Origin of the sequence: Tissierella creatinophila DSM 6911 (assembly GCF_001940565.1) — a bacterium.
Taxonomy (GTDB): domain Bacteria; phylum Bacillota; class Clostridia; order Tissierellales; family Tissierellaceae; genus Tissierella_A; species Tissierella_A creatinophila.
This window is the reverse complement of the sequence record NZ_LTDM01000032.1, coordinates 106,366-124,321: the sequence shown is the minus strand read 5'-3', so window position 1 is coordinate 124,321 and position 17,956 is coordinate 106,366. Positions and strand designations below refer to the sequence as shown.

16 protein-coding genes and 1 riboswitch are annotated in these 17,956 nt (G+C 31.0%); of the genes, 12 read left to right on the top strand and 4 right to left on the bottom strand.

All coding sequences use genetic code 11. The annotated features are described in order from the left end of the window. Positions 1 to 5 precede the first annotated feature (5 nt). Positions 6 to 746 carry a permease gene (locus tag TICRE_RS08710; RefSeq protein WP_075727183.1) on the bottom strand — a complete coding sequence of 247 codons (741 nt, stop codon included), beginning with the start codon at positions 744 to 746 and terminating at the stop codon, positions 6 to 8. After that, positions 743 to 1,225: a permease gene (locus TICRE_RS08705; RefSeq protein ID WP_075727181.1), complete on the bottom strand. Its 483-nt coding sequence runs from the start codon at positions 1,223 to 1,225 to the stop codon at positions 743 to 745. The genes TICRE_RS08710 and TICRE_RS08705 overlap by 4 nt, the downstream gene beginning before the upstream one ends. Before the next feature lie 90 nt (positions 1,226 to 1,315). Between TICRE_RS08705 and TICRE_RS08700 the strand changes: the two genes are divergently transcribed. From TICRE_RS08700 to TICRE_RS08680, 5 genes are all read left to right on the top strand, one after another. Then, complete coding sequence (locus TICRE_RS08700; protein ID WP_075727179.1) at positions 1,316 to 1,966, top strand: Crp/Fnr family transcriptional regulator; 651 nt, start codon at positions 1,316 to 1,318, stop codon at positions 1,964 to 1,966. 45 nt (positions 1,967 to 2,011) lie between these two features. Next, positions 2,012 to 3,364, top strand: a complete 1,353-nt coding sequence (locus tag TICRE_RS08695) for an MATE family efflux transporter (protein ID WP_075727177.1) — start codon at positions 2,012 to 2,014, stop codon at positions 3,362 to 3,364. 103 nt (positions 3,365 to 3,467) lie between these two features. Continuing rightward, a complete protein-coding gene (locus tag TICRE_RS08690; RefSeq protein WP_075727175.1) occupies positions 3,468 to 4,904 on the top strand; it encodes an aminoacyl-histidine dipeptidase in 1,437 nt (478 codons plus the stop codon). Positions 4,905 to 5,117: 213 nt separating this feature from the next. Beyond that, positions 5,118 to 6,131, top strand: coding sequence for an aminomethyltransferase family protein (locus TICRE_RS08685; RefSeq protein ID WP_075727173.1), 1,014 nt, complete (start codon positions 5,118 to 5,120; stop codon positions 6,129 to 6,131). A 408-nt stretch (positions 6,132 to 6,539) separates the two neighbouring features. Next, positions 6,540 to 8,567 (top strand): methyl-accepting chemotaxis protein, encoded by a 2,028-nt coding sequence (locus TICRE_RS08680; RefSeq protein WP_075727171.1) that lies wholly within the window; start codon positions 6,540 to 6,542, stop codon positions 8,565 to 8,567. Here the strand turns inward: TICRE_RS08680 and TICRE_RS08675 are convergent. Continuing rightward, a complete protein-coding gene (locus tag TICRE_RS08675; protein WP_075727169.1) occupies positions 8,557 to 8,751 on the bottom strand; it encodes a YwbE family protein in 195 nt (64 codons plus the stop codon). The genes TICRE_RS08680 and TICRE_RS08675 overlap by 11 nt on opposite strands. A gap of 292 nt (positions 8,752 to 9,043) precedes the next feature. Here TICRE_RS08675 and TICRE_RS08670 point away from each other — a divergent pair, with 292 nt between their 5' ends. Then, positions 9,044 to 10,690: a GGDEF domain-containing protein gene (locus tag TICRE_RS08670; RefSeq protein WP_158016500.1), complete on the top strand. Its 1,647-nt coding sequence runs from the start codon at positions 9,044 to 9,046 to the stop codon at positions 10,688 to 10,690. A 15-nt stretch (positions 10,691 to 10,705) separates the two neighbouring features. Here TICRE_RS08670 and TICRE_RS08665 read toward each other — a convergent pair whose 3' ends face one another. After that, complete coding sequence (locus TICRE_RS08665; protein ID WP_158016498.1) at positions 10,706 to 11,500, bottom strand: nitroreductase family protein; 795 nt, start codon at positions 11,498 to 11,500, stop codon at positions 10,706 to 10,708. Between the two features lie 150 nt (positions 11,501 to 11,650). On the opposite strand from TICRE_RS08665, the gene TICRE_RS08660 reads away from it, so the two are divergent. The 6 genes from TICRE_RS08660 to TICRE_RS08635 all read left to right on the top strand — a co-directional run bounded on the left by TICRE_RS08660 (position 11,651) and on the right by TICRE_RS08635 (position 17,950). Beyond that, complete coding sequence (locus tag TICRE_RS08660; RefSeq protein WP_233120175.1) at positions 11,651 to 12,832, top strand: double-cubane-cluster-containing anaerobic reductase; 1,182 nt, start codon at positions 11,651 to 11,653, stop codon at positions 12,830 to 12,832. A gap of 15 nt (positions 12,833 to 12,847) precedes the next feature. After that, positions 12,848 to 13,606, top strand: coding sequence for an acyl-CoA dehydratase activase (locus TICRE_RS08655; protein WP_075727161.1), 759 nt, complete (start codon positions 12,848 to 12,850; stop codon positions 13,604 to 13,606). Between the two features lie 124 nt (positions 13,607 to 13,730). Further along, positions 13,731 to 13,905: riboswitch (Lysine riboswitch) on the top strand. A 100-nt stretch (positions 13,906 to 14,005) separates the two neighbouring features. Further along, the gene (dapA, locus tag TICRE_RS08650; protein ID WP_075727159.1) at positions 14,006 to 14,896 is read left to right on the top strand and encodes a 4-hydroxy-tetrahydrodipicolinate synthase; all 891 of its coding nucleotides are present in this window, start codon (positions 14,006 to 14,008) and stop codon (positions 14,894 to 14,896) included. 13 nt (positions 14,897 to 14,909) lie between these two features. Continuing rightward, on the top strand, positions 14,910 to 15,614 hold the full coding sequence (dapB, locus tag TICRE_RS08645; RefSeq protein ID WP_075727157.1) for a 4-hydroxy-tetrahydrodipicolinate reductase: 705 nt from the start codon (positions 14,910 to 14,912) through the stop codon (positions 15,612 to 15,614). 16 nt (positions 15,615 to 15,630) lie between these two features. Next, a complete protein-coding gene (locus tag TICRE_RS08640; protein ID WP_233120174.1) occupies positions 15,631 to 16,620 on the top strand; it encodes a diaminopimelate dehydrogenase in 990 nt (329 codons plus the stop codon). A gap of 13 nt (positions 16,621 to 16,633) precedes the next feature. Beyond that, on the top strand, positions 16,634 to 17,950 hold the full coding sequence (locus TICRE_RS08635) for an aspartate kinase (RefSeq protein WP_075727155.1): 1,317 nt from the start codon (positions 16,634 to 16,636) through the stop codon (positions 17,948 to 17,950). The last annotated feature ends 6 nt before the right edge of the window (positions 17,951 to 17,956 follow it).

The window sequence follows — 17,956 nt, the reverse complement described above, 5'->3', positions numbered from 1 at the left end:
GCCTTTTAAGCTTTTTCAGTTTCTCCAATTTGTATTGCACTCACAGGACATTTATCTCTTGACTCGATAACTTCTTTTTTATCTTCTAATCTCATATAATCCCTTTTATTTACAGCTATCTTTTTACCTTTATTTTCATCCATTAAGAAATAGTCAGGAGAAGTTTTTGCACATATACTGCATCCGATACAAGTTTCTTTATCTATTGTTATCTCCCCCTCCTTTATGGTTTCTTCTCTAAAAGGTATATCGTCTATTTTTACTATTTTAGATGTGATATATCCCATTATAAAAATTGCCGTAACAGTAAATATCCACCTAGCAATCATAAACTTAGGACCTAAGAACTTTACTTCATTTGCCAGCATTGGGATCTTTATAACTGCCCATGCACTCAATATTACAACTATATTTCCTACACTTGCACCCTTTTTTAGTAAAGTCTTTGCTACTGGAAAGGCTGCGTATATGGGACCGGCTGAAATACTGCCAAGAGCTAAAGCAGTAAAAGATCCTTTAATTCCTGAATTATCTCCCAATGCTTTCATGATCATATTTTTAGGAACCCATGCATCTATTAAAGCTGTTAACAGAAAGACTACAGGCATAATTATCAACATTTCCTTTAAATAATAAACTGTATTTCCAAGTGCTACCATGCCTTTTTCCATATTTACAATAAAAAGTAATAAATATAAACCAAGTATTCCAAATAAAAATAGATTGTTCTTTATTTTATTTATCATATTACAACCCCCATCAATAGAGAAATAGCTATTGCAAACCCAAAACTTAGTAAGTTTCTAGATAGCGCAAATTTAGTCCCAAATTCTTTTCTTTCAAGATTAAACGTTACTAAACCTACCATAGTTAGGGTAGTTAGAAACGCTACTGCCGGCATTACGCTAGCACCCATGTCAACCATAGAACCAACAAGTGGAAATGCCACAAAAGCAGGAATAAGAGTTATGCTTCCAACTAATGCTGAGATCACTGTAGCCAGTAGTGGATTTGATCCACCAAGATAATTTTTTATCATCTCAGGTGGAATAAATGCAAGAATCAAACCTATTAAAAAAAGTATTCCTAATATTTGAGGTAACATACTCCCCATCATACCCTTTGATTTTTTCATTGCATCTAAAGTTTTTCTTTTATCTTTTATCATAGAGTAAATAAACCAAATAAGTGTAACTACCCAAAGTACAATAGTAAATATATCCATAAAACCACTCCTTTTCTATATCTTACTTCTCTATATTAATATATTCTGTTATAATAAAAAGTAACTTGAGTTACTTTTTGGAGGTTTTTTATGAAAATATTAAGTTATATCCACTTCTTAACTATGATACCGCTTTTTAATGGACTAGAAAGAGAAGATCTAACACAATTATTAGAAAGAGAAGCTTTTATTCAAAGTTTTACAAAGGGTCAGATAATATACTTACAAAATGAAAAGGCAAATACTATGGATATAATATTAGATGGAAAAGTTATAGTTCAAAATATAGATGAAAATGGAAATGTACTTTCTATAGTTTCTTTGGGTAAGGGAGATATGCTAGGTGGAAATTTAATTTTCTCAAATAGAAACGAATATCCTATGACTCTAATTGCCAAAACTGATACTAAATTACTTCGTATGAAAAAAGATATGGTTTTAAATCTATGTCAGATGGATAAAGATTTTTTAGTTAATTTATTAGAGCTTCTTTCTGATAAAGCTTTAGTTCTAACTACTAAAATTCATTCACTAGCAAGAAAGTCAATAAGAGAAAAGATAATGGACTTCTTACAACTAGAAATAAATAGGCAAGGGAGTAGAACTATAATCCTTACATTATCAAAGAAAGAATTGGCAGATAGATTTGGGATAGAAAGACCTTCCCTTCAAAGAGAACTTAAAAAGATGGAAGATGAAGGATTAATAGAATATGATTCTAAAAGCATCACTTTAAAATAGGAAATGGACACGGGACCTGTCCCCGTGTCCAAGGGGGGTTAATTGTTGAAGGAAAGATCTGATTTGTTAGAGGGAGATATAAAAAAGATATTTTTAAAATATCTTATTCCAAGTGTCGGTGGTATGCTTGGAATATCACTATATATACTAGGAGATACAATAATAATAGGTAGAGGTCTTGGGAGTATTGGACTTGCTGCATTAAATGTATCTATTCCAATAAATAATATACTAAATGGGGTAGGACTTTTATTTGGAATAGGTGGTGCTACAGCACTTTCTATAGATAAGGGTAGAAGAGATGAAAAAGGATTAAATGATATATTTTCTAAATCTATGATAATGGCTTTTATTGCGGGAGTTATATTTACTTTTATTAGAATATTTTTCTTAGATGAACTTTGCTATATATTGGGAGCATCAGAGGATACAATTGCAATGGTCAAGGACTATCTTGGTGTTTTGATGTCTTTTAGTATAGCTTTTTTATTAAATGTCGGTTTGACTATATTTGTTAGAAATGACGGAGCACCAAAACTTGCCATGATTGGTATGCTTACGGGAAGCCTTATGAATGTAATACTTGACTATATATTTGTATTTAAATTTAAATGGGGAATGGCAGGTGCTGCATTTGCTACAGGGTTAGCTCCTATTATAGGACTTATTATACTTAGTACTCATTTTATAAAGAAAAATAATACTATCAAATTTATAATTCCAAAACCCAATTGGAATATTATAAGAAGAATAATCTCAAATGGAGGATCTAGCTTTTTAGTAGAACTCTCTGGCGGAATTGTAATATTTGCATTTAATTTATCACTATCTGGTATAACTGGTGATATAGGAATTTCTGCCTATAGTATAATAGCAAATCTATCTCTAATATTTGCATCTATATTTATAGGAATAGGTCAGGCACTTCAACCAATAGTAAGTTATAACTATGGAGCTGGAAAAATGGATAGGGTATATGAAACCGCCAAGCTTTCAATCTATACATCAGTAGGACTTGGTATTATATTTTATTCTTTAGGGCTATTTTTTCCAAAATTTTTAGTTTCTCTATTTATAGACGCAGATAAAGAACTTTTGGAGATGACAATTAGAGGAATAAGGCTCTATTTCTTAGTCTTTATCTTTATGGGTTTAAATATCGTTTTAACTTCATATATTCAGTCCAAAGAACATGCTAGAGTATCTCTTATAATTTCCCTTGGTAGAGGTTTTGTGTTTATAGTAATGGTTTTAGGGATACTTCCAAGATTTATAGGAATAGATGGAGTATGGTTAACTCTTCCTATAGCAGAGTTTATAACAATTATTATATCTATGTTTTACTTCACTAAATATAGGGATGCTATAATCTACAGTATAAGAGGAATTAAGAGATAGAAGTTTGTAGAGAATAATAGAGATAAGTAAAGGTGAAAATATATCTTTAATTTTTTAAAATAGTTAAAAAGACAATGTAGAGATAAATTCAAGGAGTGATAAAATGACAAATTTAAAACAAATAGAACCACAAGAAGTTTTTAAATGGTTTTATGAAATAAATCAAATCCCAAGATGTTCATATGATGAGAAAAGGGTGAGTGATTTTCTTGTAGACTTTGCCAAGGAGAGGAAACTAGAAGTTTATCAAGATGAACTCAACAATATTATCATTAAAAAGGGCGGAACAAAAGGATATGAAAATGCAAACCCTGTTATAATACAAGGTCACATGGATATGGTTTGTGTAAAAGGACAAGATAGTGATCATGACTTTACAAAAGATCCCATTGAAATGATAGTAGAAGGAGATTTTTTAAGAGCAAATGATACAACACTAGGAGCAGATGATGGAATTGCAGTAGCTTATGGGCTAGCTATACTAGATAGTAATGACTTAAAACATCCTCCACTTGAACTGTTAGTAACTACAAATGAAGAGTCAGGAATGGATGGAGCTCATGGTCTTAAAAACGATCATCTATCAGGTAAGACGCTTTTAAATATAGATTCAGAAGAAGAGGGAATCCTTTTAGTGAGCTGTGCAGGTGGAGCAAGTAATATCACTAGATTTGAGCTTGAAAAAGAAGAGCAAGATGAGGACGGATTAGAGATAAGCATATCAGGTCTTAAAGGTGGGCACTCTGGTATGGAGATTGTAAAACAAAGGGCAAATGCCATAAAATTGTTGGGCAGAATTTTAGATAATTGTAGAAGAAGTTATGATATAACACTTGCAAAGATTACTGGTGGAACAAAACACAATGCAATCCCAAATAGTGCCAGTGCATGTGTTCTAACCCAAGATAGAAAAGACTTAAAGAAACTTATAGAAGAGTTTTCAAAAGAATTAAAAGAAGAATATCGTGCAGAAGATGAAGGCTTGACTATAGAGATAAGTGAAGTAAAGATAAAAAAATCTTATACTAAAGAGCTAAGTGACAATCTAATGGACTATATCATCATGTCTCCAGATGGAGTCCAATATATGTCAAAGGACATTGAAGGTCTTGTACAAACTAGTTTAAACAATGCTATCATTGAAGAAAAAGAAGATGCTATAGAGATAATAACATCAGTTAGATCTGCTTCTAGTAGCTCACTTCAAGAGGTCTTAAATGTGCTTGAAATCATAGCTAGAAAATCAGGAGGGGCAATAAAAGAAACTGGTAGATATCCAGCATGGCAATATGATGAAAATTCCAAGATAAGAGATAAAGCTCTAGAAGTTTATAAAAACTTGTTCCAGAAGGAAGCAGAGGTAAGTGCAATTCATGCAGGTCTTGAGTGTGGACTATTAAAACAAATTCTACCAGATACCGATATGTTGAGCTTTGGACCAAATATATATGATGTTCATACCCAAAAGGAACATATAAGCATTTCATCAGTTGAAAGAGTATGGGAGTTTCTTGTAGAACTTCTTGAAAGTTTAAATTAAACATAAAGAAGTAAGGAAAATATATAAAATAAAAAAATAAAAACGATAAAAGATGGTAGAATATTGTACTTTCTTTTATCGTTTTTATTTTTTGTTAATTTGTATAATGATTATAAACATTGTTATAAAACAAACAATAGTTTAATTATATTAAGAAGGGTATATATTAAAATAATAGAATGTTACTGTGGAATCAAATGAAAGGAGAAAAATATGAAAAATCAAGAACTTTTAAGAAAAGAACATGAAGCTATAAGAAATAATGTAGGATTTTTTGATTTTACTCACGAAACTTTAGAAGTAACAGGAAAAGATGCTAAGGATTTTCTAGATTATGTTTGTGTAAATGATGTAGAAAATATGAAAAAAGGTGATGCTTTATATACTACGATTTTAAAGGAAGATGCAAATACAGTAGATGATGTAATAGTTTTCTATTATGGAGAGGATAAGTACTGGATAACAACTGCACTTATGAAAGAACTTTCAAAATGGCTTAAAGATCATGTAGGAGATAAAGATGTAAACTTTAAAGATATAACAGCTAATACAGCGCTATATGCCGTTCAAGGGCCAAGATCAAAAGATGTATTAAATGATATATTAGAAGATAGTGTAGATGATTTAGGATATTTTCAATTTAAAGAGACAAAAGTAGATGATATATATGTTATGGCTTCAAGGACAGGTTTTACTGGGGAATTAGGATATGAATTACACTTTGATCCAAAATATACAGATAAGATTGTAGATAAATTAAAAGAAAAAGGAAAGTCTTATGATTTAGAAGAGATAACAACTGATGTAATAGTTTCAAGTCTTCCAACAGAAAAAGGATATATTACCTCTGCTGATTTTTTAGGTGCAAATCCTGTAGAACTAGGTCTTGAATGGTCAGTAGACTGTGAGAAAGACTTTATTGGTAAGCAAAAGCTCTGTGTATTAAAAGAAGAAGGACCAAAGAGAAATCTTCTTGGATTTAAAGTAGGAGATAAAGATGCAAAGATAGAAAAAGGAAATAAAGTAAAATTAAATGGAGAAACAATAGGAGAGGTTACAAAATACACTTATGGATATACTGTTGATGAGTATATAGGCTATGCTTTAGTAGATAGTAAGGCTAATAAGGGAGATAAGGTAGTTATAGTAACTTCTGATGGAGAAGTAGAGGTAACTCTTCAAGAGAGAATGTTCTACGACCCAAAAGGAGAAAGAGTAAGAGGATAAAACAAACAAATACAGTTTATCTATTAAAATATTTTATAATTGTAAGCAATAAAGTAAAATGCGTGTTGAACTTTTAAGTTCAACACGCATTTTTTAAAAACTAGTATTTACAACCACCGTAAGGCATAAATAATACTACTAAAAGTAAAAAGAAGAATAGTAATTCACTATCTATTCCACATCCTCCGCCACCAAATAGTCCTTGTTTTTCAGCCATTTTAGTTACCTCCTAATATCTTTTTAGCATATCCTCATGCTTAATATATTATATTAATTTAGGAGAAACTTGTTACAAATAAAGGAAAAATTCTATATATAAAAATTGTTTATAGTAGTGGCAAGCCCCACACTTTTTACATATTATAATTTGAAGTACGAAAAAAAATATGATATGTGAGGAGTGCTAAAATGAGTAAGGAAAAGAGTGGTAGATTTAAAAGTATTAAATTTAAAATAATTTCAACAATGATTATTATATGTATATTATCTATAGTTTCAAGCATATCAGTGTCATATATTTCATCATCTGGTATAGTATCGAATTTAGTGGATGATAAGATGAGAGAAAGTGTAAAGTTTCAGTCTGAGACAATATCAACCTGGTTGGAAGAAAGGATAAAATATGTAGAATCTCATTCTATAAATCCATTGGTAAAAGAGATGAATATAGAAAGCGCTGTAGAATATCTAAAAAATGATATAGAAGATAAGAAGGATATCTATGATGTGTTTTTTATAGCAGACTTAAATGGAGACTATATATCTACTAGAGATACTAATAATGTTGGGAATATAAAAGATAGAGATTATTTTAAAGAAGTATTAAAGGGAGAGACTGTACTTTCAAATGTTGTAAATTCAAAAACTACAGGTAAACCTATTTCTGTTATTGCCTCTCCTATAAAGGATCATAGTGGAAAAATAGTAGGTGTATTAGCAGGATCTCTTGATTTAAACAAATTATCTTCAATAATTGAAGAATTTTCTTCAGTAAAAGAAGAAAGATATTCTTTTATAATAGATAATGAAGGACTAGTACTAGCTCACCCAAACAAAGATATTGTAATGAAGGAGAATATCTCCATTAAATCAAATGAAGTTGGTGAAGACTTAGTTAAAGCATCAAAAGAAATATTAAATGGAGATAATAATTTTGTGTCCTACTCTCAAAAGGGTACCACTATAAATGCATATTACAACAAAATAGAAATTTCAAATGGCTGGAGCATGGTGACTAAAATTCCAAAAGATATTATATATAAACCTCTAAAAAATATGTTGAGTACTCTGATATATGTGGGGATTTCAAGCTTGATTTTTGTTGTTATAATATCTATATTTGTTGGAAAGTCTTTATCAAATCCTATTATTTCTCTTTCAGATGAAATAAACAAAGTAGGAGATTTAGAATTAAGTTTAGATGGAGAAAATACAAATTTATCTAGTAGAAAAGATGAAATAGGAAGTATGAGAATAAGTATAATAAATATGAAAACAAAACTTATAAATATCATAAACTCTATATTAAACATTTCAAGTGAAGTATCAAATGATTCAAATAAGCTCACATCATCTATAGATGAAACGTCTAAATCTATAGATGAAGTTGCTAAAACTGTAGAAGAGATGGCACAAGCGACAAGTGAACAGGCAAGAAATACTGAAGAAGGGTTAAATAGACTTGTAAGTTTATCTAGAAAAATAGATGGAGTTAATACAAATGCTAAACTTATGGAGGAATATATAGATGAAACTAGAGTTTCAACTCAAAAGGGATCACATTCTGTAAGTCTTTTAAATGTAAAAATGGCTGATAATGATAAGATAGCAGGTAAAGTAGCAGATAGTGTAGTCTCTTTATTAGAAAACTCTAAAGCTATAGGAGATATTTCAAATAAAATAGGAGAAATTGCAGAACATGTAAACTTACTATCTCTTAATGCAACAATAGAAGCTGCCCGCGCTGGAGAACATGGCAAAGGATTTGCAGTAGTTGCAGATGAGATAAGAAGGCTTGCTCATGCAACAAATGAGTCTTCTGGACAAATAGTAGAAATTGTAAGAAATGTACAAAATGAAATAGAAGAAACTAATCAGGGTATGGTATTAGCAGGAGAAACAATAACAGAACTCAGAAAAGTTATAGATGATACAGAAATAGATTTTAAGAATATTTCAGATTTTGTATTAAAGATTGTAAATCAGGTAGAAGTGCTTGGCAAAGATATTGTAGATATAACAATGGATAAAGAAGATGTAGTCAAATCAATACAAAATATAGCTGCAATATCTGAACAATCTTCAGCTGGAGCACAAGAAATAAGTGCATCTATAGAAGAGCAATCTGCCATTATACAGCAAATACTAAATATGGCAGATAACTTTAATAGTGTCACAAATAAATTAAATCTAGAAATAGCAAAGTTTAAGCTATAATAGATTTTACTCTTCCAACCTTACCGCTCTCCAGCCTAACCTTTATTCCATGAGGATGGTTTGGAGAGTTTGTAAGTATATCTTTTACAATGCCCTCAGTTAAGATGTCTGTCCTTTGATTTTGTTTTTCTACAATCTTAACTTTTATTCCAAGTTTTATATTTACACGTTTATTGCCTTCCATTTTAAACACTTCCTTTATTAGATTTGGTATCAAAATAGGTGAGGCTTTAAAGTCTCACCTATTTAAAATGACGCTTCTATTTTTCTTTTAAGGATAGATACTACCTTTTGTCTATTATATCATTACTTATCCTAAAATATAAATTTATATATAAGAATAAAAGCTAAATCACATTTCTTTTAAATACTCATATTATAGAGTAATAATCTTAAAAGAATAGGGTGAAAACATGGAAATGCAGGGAAGAATAATTAGATTTTTGTGTATTCTTACTATACTCATATTTGTATTTATGAATATAACAAATGAATTTGACCCTCTTAGAGAGGGAATTATATTAGATGGCGCATGGAAAATAGCCTTAGAAGATTCTATTTCCTTTAAAGAAAAGGAATTTAATGATAGTAATTGGAAAGAAGAAGAATTTATCTATAAAAATGTACTTATAAAAAAGGAAGTAGAGAAATTAGATAAAACAATATGGGTTAGAAAAAACGTAGTTATTCCCCAAGAACTTTTATCACAGGACCTTATGCTATATATTCCAAGGCTTCCTAACTATCATAAAGTATATTTTAATGGATTTTTGATAGGGAAAACTATTTCTAGTCCTGAGGATTTATTTAATGATTGGAATAGAAAGTATGGCTACTTTATACCTAAAAATCTTATCCAATATGGAAAAGAAAACACCATATCTATAAAAACCTATTCAAGCTATGAATACGGACCTTCAAAGAGTTTAACTATAGAAAGAGCAAAAGATGTTTTAAAGAGGATAAATATATATAGCAGTAGCTATACTTATATGTATTTAACTAATATGATTATTTTACTTGGAATGAGCGCATACTTCTACTTTATATTTACTAGAATGAAAAAGAAAAAGTACTCATATTTTGCAACTCTATGTTTTGTAACAGCTATATATTATATTGACTATTTTGTATCCACTCTTCCTATACCTTATATCGTTTTTAAAAAGATAGTTTTATCATGTATGTTTTTTGTTCCTATACTTGGAGTACTCTTTTTAAGAGAATTTCTCTCTCTTCCAATCTATAAAGCACAAAAGATAAATATCTATATAAGAATTATGATTATAGCTCTTGGAGTAATTTTATTTAAAGATACTATCTCATACTATAAATTTAGAAGATATTATATGATAATATTTACACTGGACTATATGTATATTTTCTTCATGGTATTATGGGATTACTTTAAAAATCATACTAAGAAGAAATGGATATATCCCCTTCTTTTGATAATACTTTTAATGTGTGGTCATGATATATGCAATGCATTAAGAGGAATATTCCCTCCACTAGGCTTTCATTTAAACATATATGCCTTGATGATCTTTATAGGGATAGTAGCTTTAGACTTAGCTAAAGAATATATAGATATCTTTACAAAGGCAGGTAAAGATGGTCTTACAGGGCTTTTTACTCAGTCATATTTTAAAAATGAATTGATAGAAATAGTTAAAGATAAAGATATTATAAAGAAACCTTTTTCTCTCATGATGCTCGATATTGATAAGTTTAAAACATTTAATGATAACTATGGACACTTAATAGGAGATGAAGTATTAAAAATTGTCTCTAGGATAATAAAAGAAACCTCACCAGAAAATGCAATAGTTACAAGATATGGAGGAGAAGAGTTTGGGATAATCCTAAAAGGATATGATGAAAAAGAGTCACTTGTTTTAGGAGAAAAGATAAGAAAAAATATAGAAGAATTTAGACTAAAAATTGATGAAAATTCTAGCACCAATACAACTATAAGTATAGGGATTACAACATTTGATCCTAAAAGAATATTAATTCACTCAGAGATGCTTATAGAAGAAGCAGATAAAGCTCTTTACTATTCCAAAGAAAATGGCAGAAATAAAGTAACTCATCATAGAGAGATGAGGTATAAAAGATAAGCTTTAGCTTATTTTTTATACCCAGGTAGCAATATACTCTAGTCCATCATAATCCCGAGGGTTTTTAATCTTATCCCAATTTCCTTTTAAACCTTTATCTTTTAAACTTGTTTCAAAGTGATACATAGCTATACCCATATCTAATAGCTGTATATCGTAGTCTAGGTTTTTAGCATAGCCTGGCGTTCTTTTTAGATAAAGGTTAAACTTATTATCTATCTTTATTATTCTCCAAGGTTGTTTATTTGAAGCAGAAGGACCTATCCTAACCATCTCTAGTGCATCTTTAAAATCCCCTAAATCATTTAAATACAATGGCTCTAATCCTTCATAGAAAAATACATCATCAAAATCTTTTCTCTTGTCAGATTGAGCTAAAGTTCTCATGGATTTTTCTTTAAGACTCATCTTTTTTTCTTCATAACCTACAGGGGTTACTACTATCAATTTCTCTCCTTCTTTTAAGTTCATGGATTCAAAAAACTCAAGTTTTTTAAAAGTACCACCGAGCCAGCAAGTCCCAAGATTTAAAGATGTCAAATAAATTATTATTTTTTCAAATAAATATCCCAGCTCTATGAGGTTTCCGTTTTCAAGTAAAACTCCGCCTATATAGGCATTAGCATCTTTAATCACACCATAAGTACCTATTTTTCCATTTAATTTTAAATCTATTAAAGGAAACTTATACTTTGAACTATATTCTTTTTCTAAACCTTCTAAAAACAGATTTATTTTTTCTTTCAAGTCATCTTCTAACTTCTTGTTTTTAAAAGTCCTAACTGATCTCCTTGATTTTATCAATTCCATTTTCATCACCCATTTATATAATATCCAAAAATATTAATTTAAAGCATAAATTTAGTTTTCGTGATTTAACCTGGTAAATTACGATAGTATTTTATTTGGATTTATGATAAAATTTAATTAAGCTAGTTTTACTATAAATAAACATTAGGAGTGAAAAATTTGAGACCAAAATTAATGGAAGAAGTTGAAGCTTTAAGAGGAGTAAATTCTGTAAAGATTAAAGAAGCGCACGAAAATGGGGAAAGAGTAGTAGGTATGTACTGCGTATTTTCTCCTTCAGAAATAGCTATAGCAGCAGGTGCTATACCCGTTACACTTTGTGGAACTACGCAAGAACCGATAGAAGCAGCAGAAAGAGAACTACCTAGAAATCTTTGTCCTTTGATAAAATCAAGCTATGGTTTTGCTATAACTGATAAATGCCCATACTTTTATTTTTCTGATGTACTTTTAGCAGAAACAACTTGTGATGGTAAGAAAAAGATGTATGAACTTATGGGAAAAATAAAACCTATGCATGTAATGAATCTACCTCAAACAGCAGAAGGAGAAGAGTCATTAGTATTTTGGGAAAATGAAATGAAGAAGTTTAAAACATTTTTAGAAAATGAGTTTAATGTAGATATAACTGATGAAAAACTAAGGGATGCTATAAAACTTATGAACAGAGAAAGAATAGCTATGAAAAGGTTACATAAACTTAATGCTCATAAGCCTGCACCAATATCGGGTATGGATATGATGACATCACAGTGGCTAAAAGGATTTAATGTAGATAGAGAAAATGGAATAAAATTAATAGAAGACCTCATAGAAGAAGTGGAAGAGAGAATTGAAAAAGGAATATTTGCATATGAGAAAAGTGCTCCTAGAATACTTCTTACTGGATGTCCTGTAGGAGTTGGTGGAGCGGATAAAGTTCTTAGGGCTTTAGAGGAAGCCGGGGCAAGTGTTGTGGCACTTGAAAATTGTACAGGTTATAAGGGGCTTGATGTATTGGTAGAAGAAAGTGAAACTCAAGATCCATTATACTCATTAGCTAAAAAATATCTATCAACTCCTTGTTCGTGTATGACTCCAAACAACAGTAGATTAGACCTTATAAAAAGACTAGCGGATGAATACAGTGTAGATGCAGTAATTGACCTTACATGGCAAGCATGTCATACTTATGCTATAGAATCATTTACTGTAAAAGGGTTTGTAGAGGATGAATTAAATTTACCATTTATACAAATTGAAACAGATTATTCTGATTCAGATACAGGACAAATAAAAACACGTATAGAAGCTTTTATAGAGACAGTAGAGGTAAACAAAGCTTTAGCGTAAAAAGAAGGTGAAAAAATGCATTATGTAGGAATAGATATAGGTTCTACTGCTACTAAGGTATCAGTTTTTAAAGAAGATAAATTAGAACATAATTATAATTTAAGGACTGGCTGGAGTAGTATAGAGGTATCAAATGAAGTTTTAGAAAAACTTAATAGTGAAGGAATAGAAAGAAAAAACATGAAAGTGGTAGCAACTGGATATGGGAGGATTTCTGTACCATATGCGGACAAGCAGATAACAGAGATAACATGTCATGGTAAGGGAGTAGACTATCTACTTGGAAGAGATGCCACTATCATAGATATAGGTGGGCAAGATACAAAGATCATCACACTTAAAAATGGCAGAGTTATAGATTTTACAATGAACGATAAATGCGCTGCAGGCACTGGTAAATTTATGGAACTTATGGCAAACACACTAGGGGTATCTATAGATGAACTATGTAATATGGCACTTTTAGGAGAAGATATAAACATATCTAGTATGTGCACAGTATTTGCAGAGTCTGAGGTTATATCTCTTATAGGAAAAGGAACTGACAGAAAGAGTATAGCTAGAGGAATAGTAAATTCTATAACTGGAAGAGTTTCTTCTATGTTATTTAAACATGGCTGTAGCGAGAATATATATTTAACAGGGGGACTTTGTGAAGTAGATAACTTTAAAAAACTACTATCTCAAAAAATAGAAAAAGATATAAAGACAAACCCCTTGGCAAGGTATGCAGGGTCTATAGGAGCAGCACTTATCGCTAAAAGCTTAGATTAGGAAACTATCAAAATGATAGTTTCCTAATCTAGTATATATCAGTTTTACTATTGTTTTTTATTTAAATTCAAATATACTATTGACATTTATCTCATGTTGTAATATAATTCTGAATAATTAAATAAGTATTGGTAGAGGCGCACTTTACAAAAAGTAGTATCTGATTGAAAGCCATCGCAAGGTTAGTGTCAGATATAAAAGGTGTAGGTGCCGAAGACAATCAAGGCGTATGATTGGTCTGGCAAAATGAAATAAGATTCATTCTGCTGTTGCATTATTTGCAAAGAGCTATCCTATTAAGACATATAATTTAAAATGTATGTTTCTAATAAAAGGTAGACTTTTAGTCTATTTTTTTTTAGCCCTTTACCATCTATTAAATAAAAAGGAGAGATTGAAATGAAAGATATGATTTTCAAAGGAGCAGCTACAGCTATTGTTACCCCATTTAATAGAGACGGTATTGATTTTGAAAGCTTTTCTAAACTCATTGAATGGCAAATAGGAGAAGGTATAAATGCCATAGTTGTATGCGGTACAACTGGAGAGAGTTCTACAATGTCAGATGAGGAGCATAAAGAAGCTGTCAAATTTGTAGTCGATCAGGTAAATGGTAGGGTACCTGTTATAGCAGGTACTGGTAGTAATGATATAGCATATGGAATAGAGCTCACAAAATACGCATGTGAAGTAGGAGCTGATGCAATGCTTGTTGTTACACCATATTATAATAAGGCAACTCAAAAGGGACTTATAGAATTATTTACAAAGATTGCAGATGCAAGTACAAAGCCTATTATCCTATATAATGTTCCATCTAGAACTGGTGTAAATTTACAACCAAAGACTTGCCAAGTTTTAGCCGATCATCCTAATATAGTGGGACTTAAAGAAGCAAGTGGAGATATTTCACAGATTGCTAAAATTGCGCAACTTTGTGGAGATAAAATTAGTATATACTCTGGAAACGATGATCAGATAGTTCCAATAATGTCTTTAGGAGGAAAAGGTGTAATTTCTGTAGTATCAAATATAATGCCGAGGGAAACTGTTGAAATATGTGATAAGTTCTTTTCAGGGGATGTAAGTGGAAGCCTTGATTTACAGCTTAAACTATTACCACTTATAAATTCACTCTTTACTGAGGTCAACCCAATCCCAGTGAAAGCTGCTGTTTCAGCTATGGGATATTGTGAAGATATTTTAAGACTTCCATTGACATCAATGGAAGATGAAAATAAAGAAAATATGATAAGTCTTATGAAAGAACAGGGAATACAATTGAGATAAGGAGATGAGGTAAATGAAGATAATTATAAATGGCTCAAATGGAAGAATAGGTAAGGAAATAACTAAACTACTATTAGACGGGTATAAAAACTCTTCTCTAGCTGCAAAAGTAGATAGAAACAATACCACTTCTGCTAATGATCTTTTATTTGCAAAATTAGATGATTTTGATGGAGAAGCTGATTGTATCATTGATTTTTCAAATCATTTGGCTACAAAAGATTTAACTGATTATGCAATAAAAAGAAATATTCCACTTGTAATAGCAACAACTGGTCAAACTGAAGAAGAATTAGAGATGATTAAAGTTGCTAGTAAAAAAATCCCAGTGTTTTTAGCTGCTAATGTGTCTGTGGGAATTGCACTACTTTTAGAGCTTGTTAAATTAACTGTAAAGATGATGCCAGGAGCTGAAATAGGAATATTGGAAAAACATCACAATCAAAAGCTTGATGCACCAAGTGGTACAGCTCTTGCTATAGAAAGAGCAATCAAAAGCGTAAAAGAAAAAGAAGATAAGCAAATAGAGATTCATTCTATACGTATGGGCAATATAGTAGGTGAACACGAGGTTATAATAGGCACTAAAACTGAGACAATAACTTTAAAGCATAAAGCTCATTGTAAAGAATTATTTGCTGAAGGTGCTATAGTTGCAGCAGAATTTTTAATAGATAAGCCAGCTGGACTATATGGAATGAAAGATTTAATCGGCTAATCTATATATAAAGGAAGTGATAAATTTGAAAATTGGTATTTTAGGATATGGAAATTTAGGAAAAGGTGTTGAATGTGCTATAAATAACACTTCCGATATGGAGCTTGTGGGAGTCTTTACAAGAAGAGATGCTAAGAGTTTAAAGATTCAAACACCGGGAGCAAAAGTTTATTCAATGGATGATATGTTAGAGATGAAAGATAAAATAGATGTAATGATTATCTGTGGTGGCAGTGCAACTGATTTGCCAAAGATGACACCTGAAACGGCAAGACATTTTAATATAATAGATAGCTTTGATAGTCATGCAAAGATTCCAGAGCATTTTGCAAATGTAGATAAAGCGGCTAAAGAAGGAGATAATATTGCCCTAATTTCAGTAGGGTGGGATCCAGGAATGTTTTCTTTAAATAGACTCTATGCAAATGCAATTTTAGCTAATGGTAGTGATTATACATTTTGGGGAAAAGGAGTTAGTCAGGGACATTCTGATGCAATAAGAAGGGTAGATGGAGTAAAGGATGCAAGACAGTATACTATACCTATAGACTCAGCTCTAAAGTCCGTAAGAAGCGGTGAAAACCCGGTGCTTACAGTTAGAGAAAAACATATAAGAGAATGCTTTGTAGTAGCTGAAGAAGGAGCAGATCTTAAAAGAATAGAAAATGAAATCAAAACAATGCCAGGCTATTTTTCAGACTACGATACAAAGGTTAACTTTATAACACAAGAACAGCTAATTGAAGATCATGGGGGAATCCCCCATGGAGGATTTGTAATCAGAAGTGGAAAAACTGGATGGAATGATGAAAACAATCAAATAATTGAATATAGTTTAAAACTTGATTCAAATCCAGAATTTAATGCTTGTATCTTGGTTGCATATGCAAGAGCTGCATTTAGAATGAGGAGCCGTGGCATTACAGGATGTAAAACAGTATTTGATGTAGCTCCTGTTGACTTATCAGCAATGACTTCAGAAGAACTAAGAGCAAATATGCTTTAAAGGAGAAAGATAAATGGAAACTAAAGTACTAAAATTTGGTGGAAGTTCACTTGCAGATAGCAATCAATTTAAAAAAGTTGCAGAGATAATAAAAAGCCAGGATTCTAGAAGATATGTGATTGCATCTGCACCTGGCAAAAGAGATGAAGAAGATCAAAAGGTAACGGATCTTCTATATAAATGCTACATACTTTCAGAAAATGAAGAAGATATAGATGAAGTGTTTAAAAAAATTGAAAACAGATACAATGGTATTATAGAAGGACTTGGATTAGATTTTTCCTTGAAAGAGGAATTTGATAAGATAAGAACATCTATTTTACATCATGTAGGAAGTGATTATGTTTGTAGTCGTGGGGAATATTTAAACTCTATGATATTGGCAGAATATCTAGGATATGAGTTTATTGATGCAGAAAAAAGGATACTTTTTTTAGAAGATGGAAGCTTTGACTCAGAAAAAACAAATCTAGTTCTATCTGAAGTTTTAAAAGACAATAGATATGCTGTAATTCCTGGTTTTTATGGGTCTATGCCAAATGGAACTATTAAAACATTCTCCAGAGGTGGATCAGATATCACAGGTTCTATTGTTGCACGTGCTGTAGATGCTGATCTTTATGAAAATTGGACTGATGTCTCTGGTATGCTTATGGCAGATCCAAGATGCGTAGAAAATCCAAAGGTAATAGATTTTATAACATATAAAGAACTTAGAGAACTATCTTATATGGGTGCCTCCATAATGCATGAAGATGCAATTTTTCCTGTTAAACAATCTGGCATCTCAATCAATATTAGAAACACAAATGCACCAGAAGATAATGGGACAATGATAGTTCCAGAAGTCGATTTAAATGGTGCTGATAGGATAGTTACAGGAATAGCTGGTAAAAGAGGATTTTCTACAATCAATATCGAAAAAGATATGATGAATATAGAAATTGGTTTTGGACGAAAAATTCTTGAAGTTCTAGAAAACAATAATCTTGCGTTTGAACATCTTCCAACTGGAATAGATACTATGTCAATTATCATAATCTCAGATACAATTAAAGATATAAAAGAAAAGATTAAAGATGAAATCTATGAGGCAGTTAAAGCAGATAATGTTGAAATTGAAGATGGACTTGCTATGATAGCAGTTGTAGGTCGTGGCATGGTAAAAGAAAAAGGCACTGCAATGAGAATTTTTTCTGCAATAAAAGATGCATCTATAAATATTAGAATGATTGACCAAGGTTCAAGCGAGATCAATATAATTATAGGTGTAGCAGAAACTGATTATATTCCAGCGCTTAAAACAATTTATTCGGAATTTGTAGAATAGGAGACA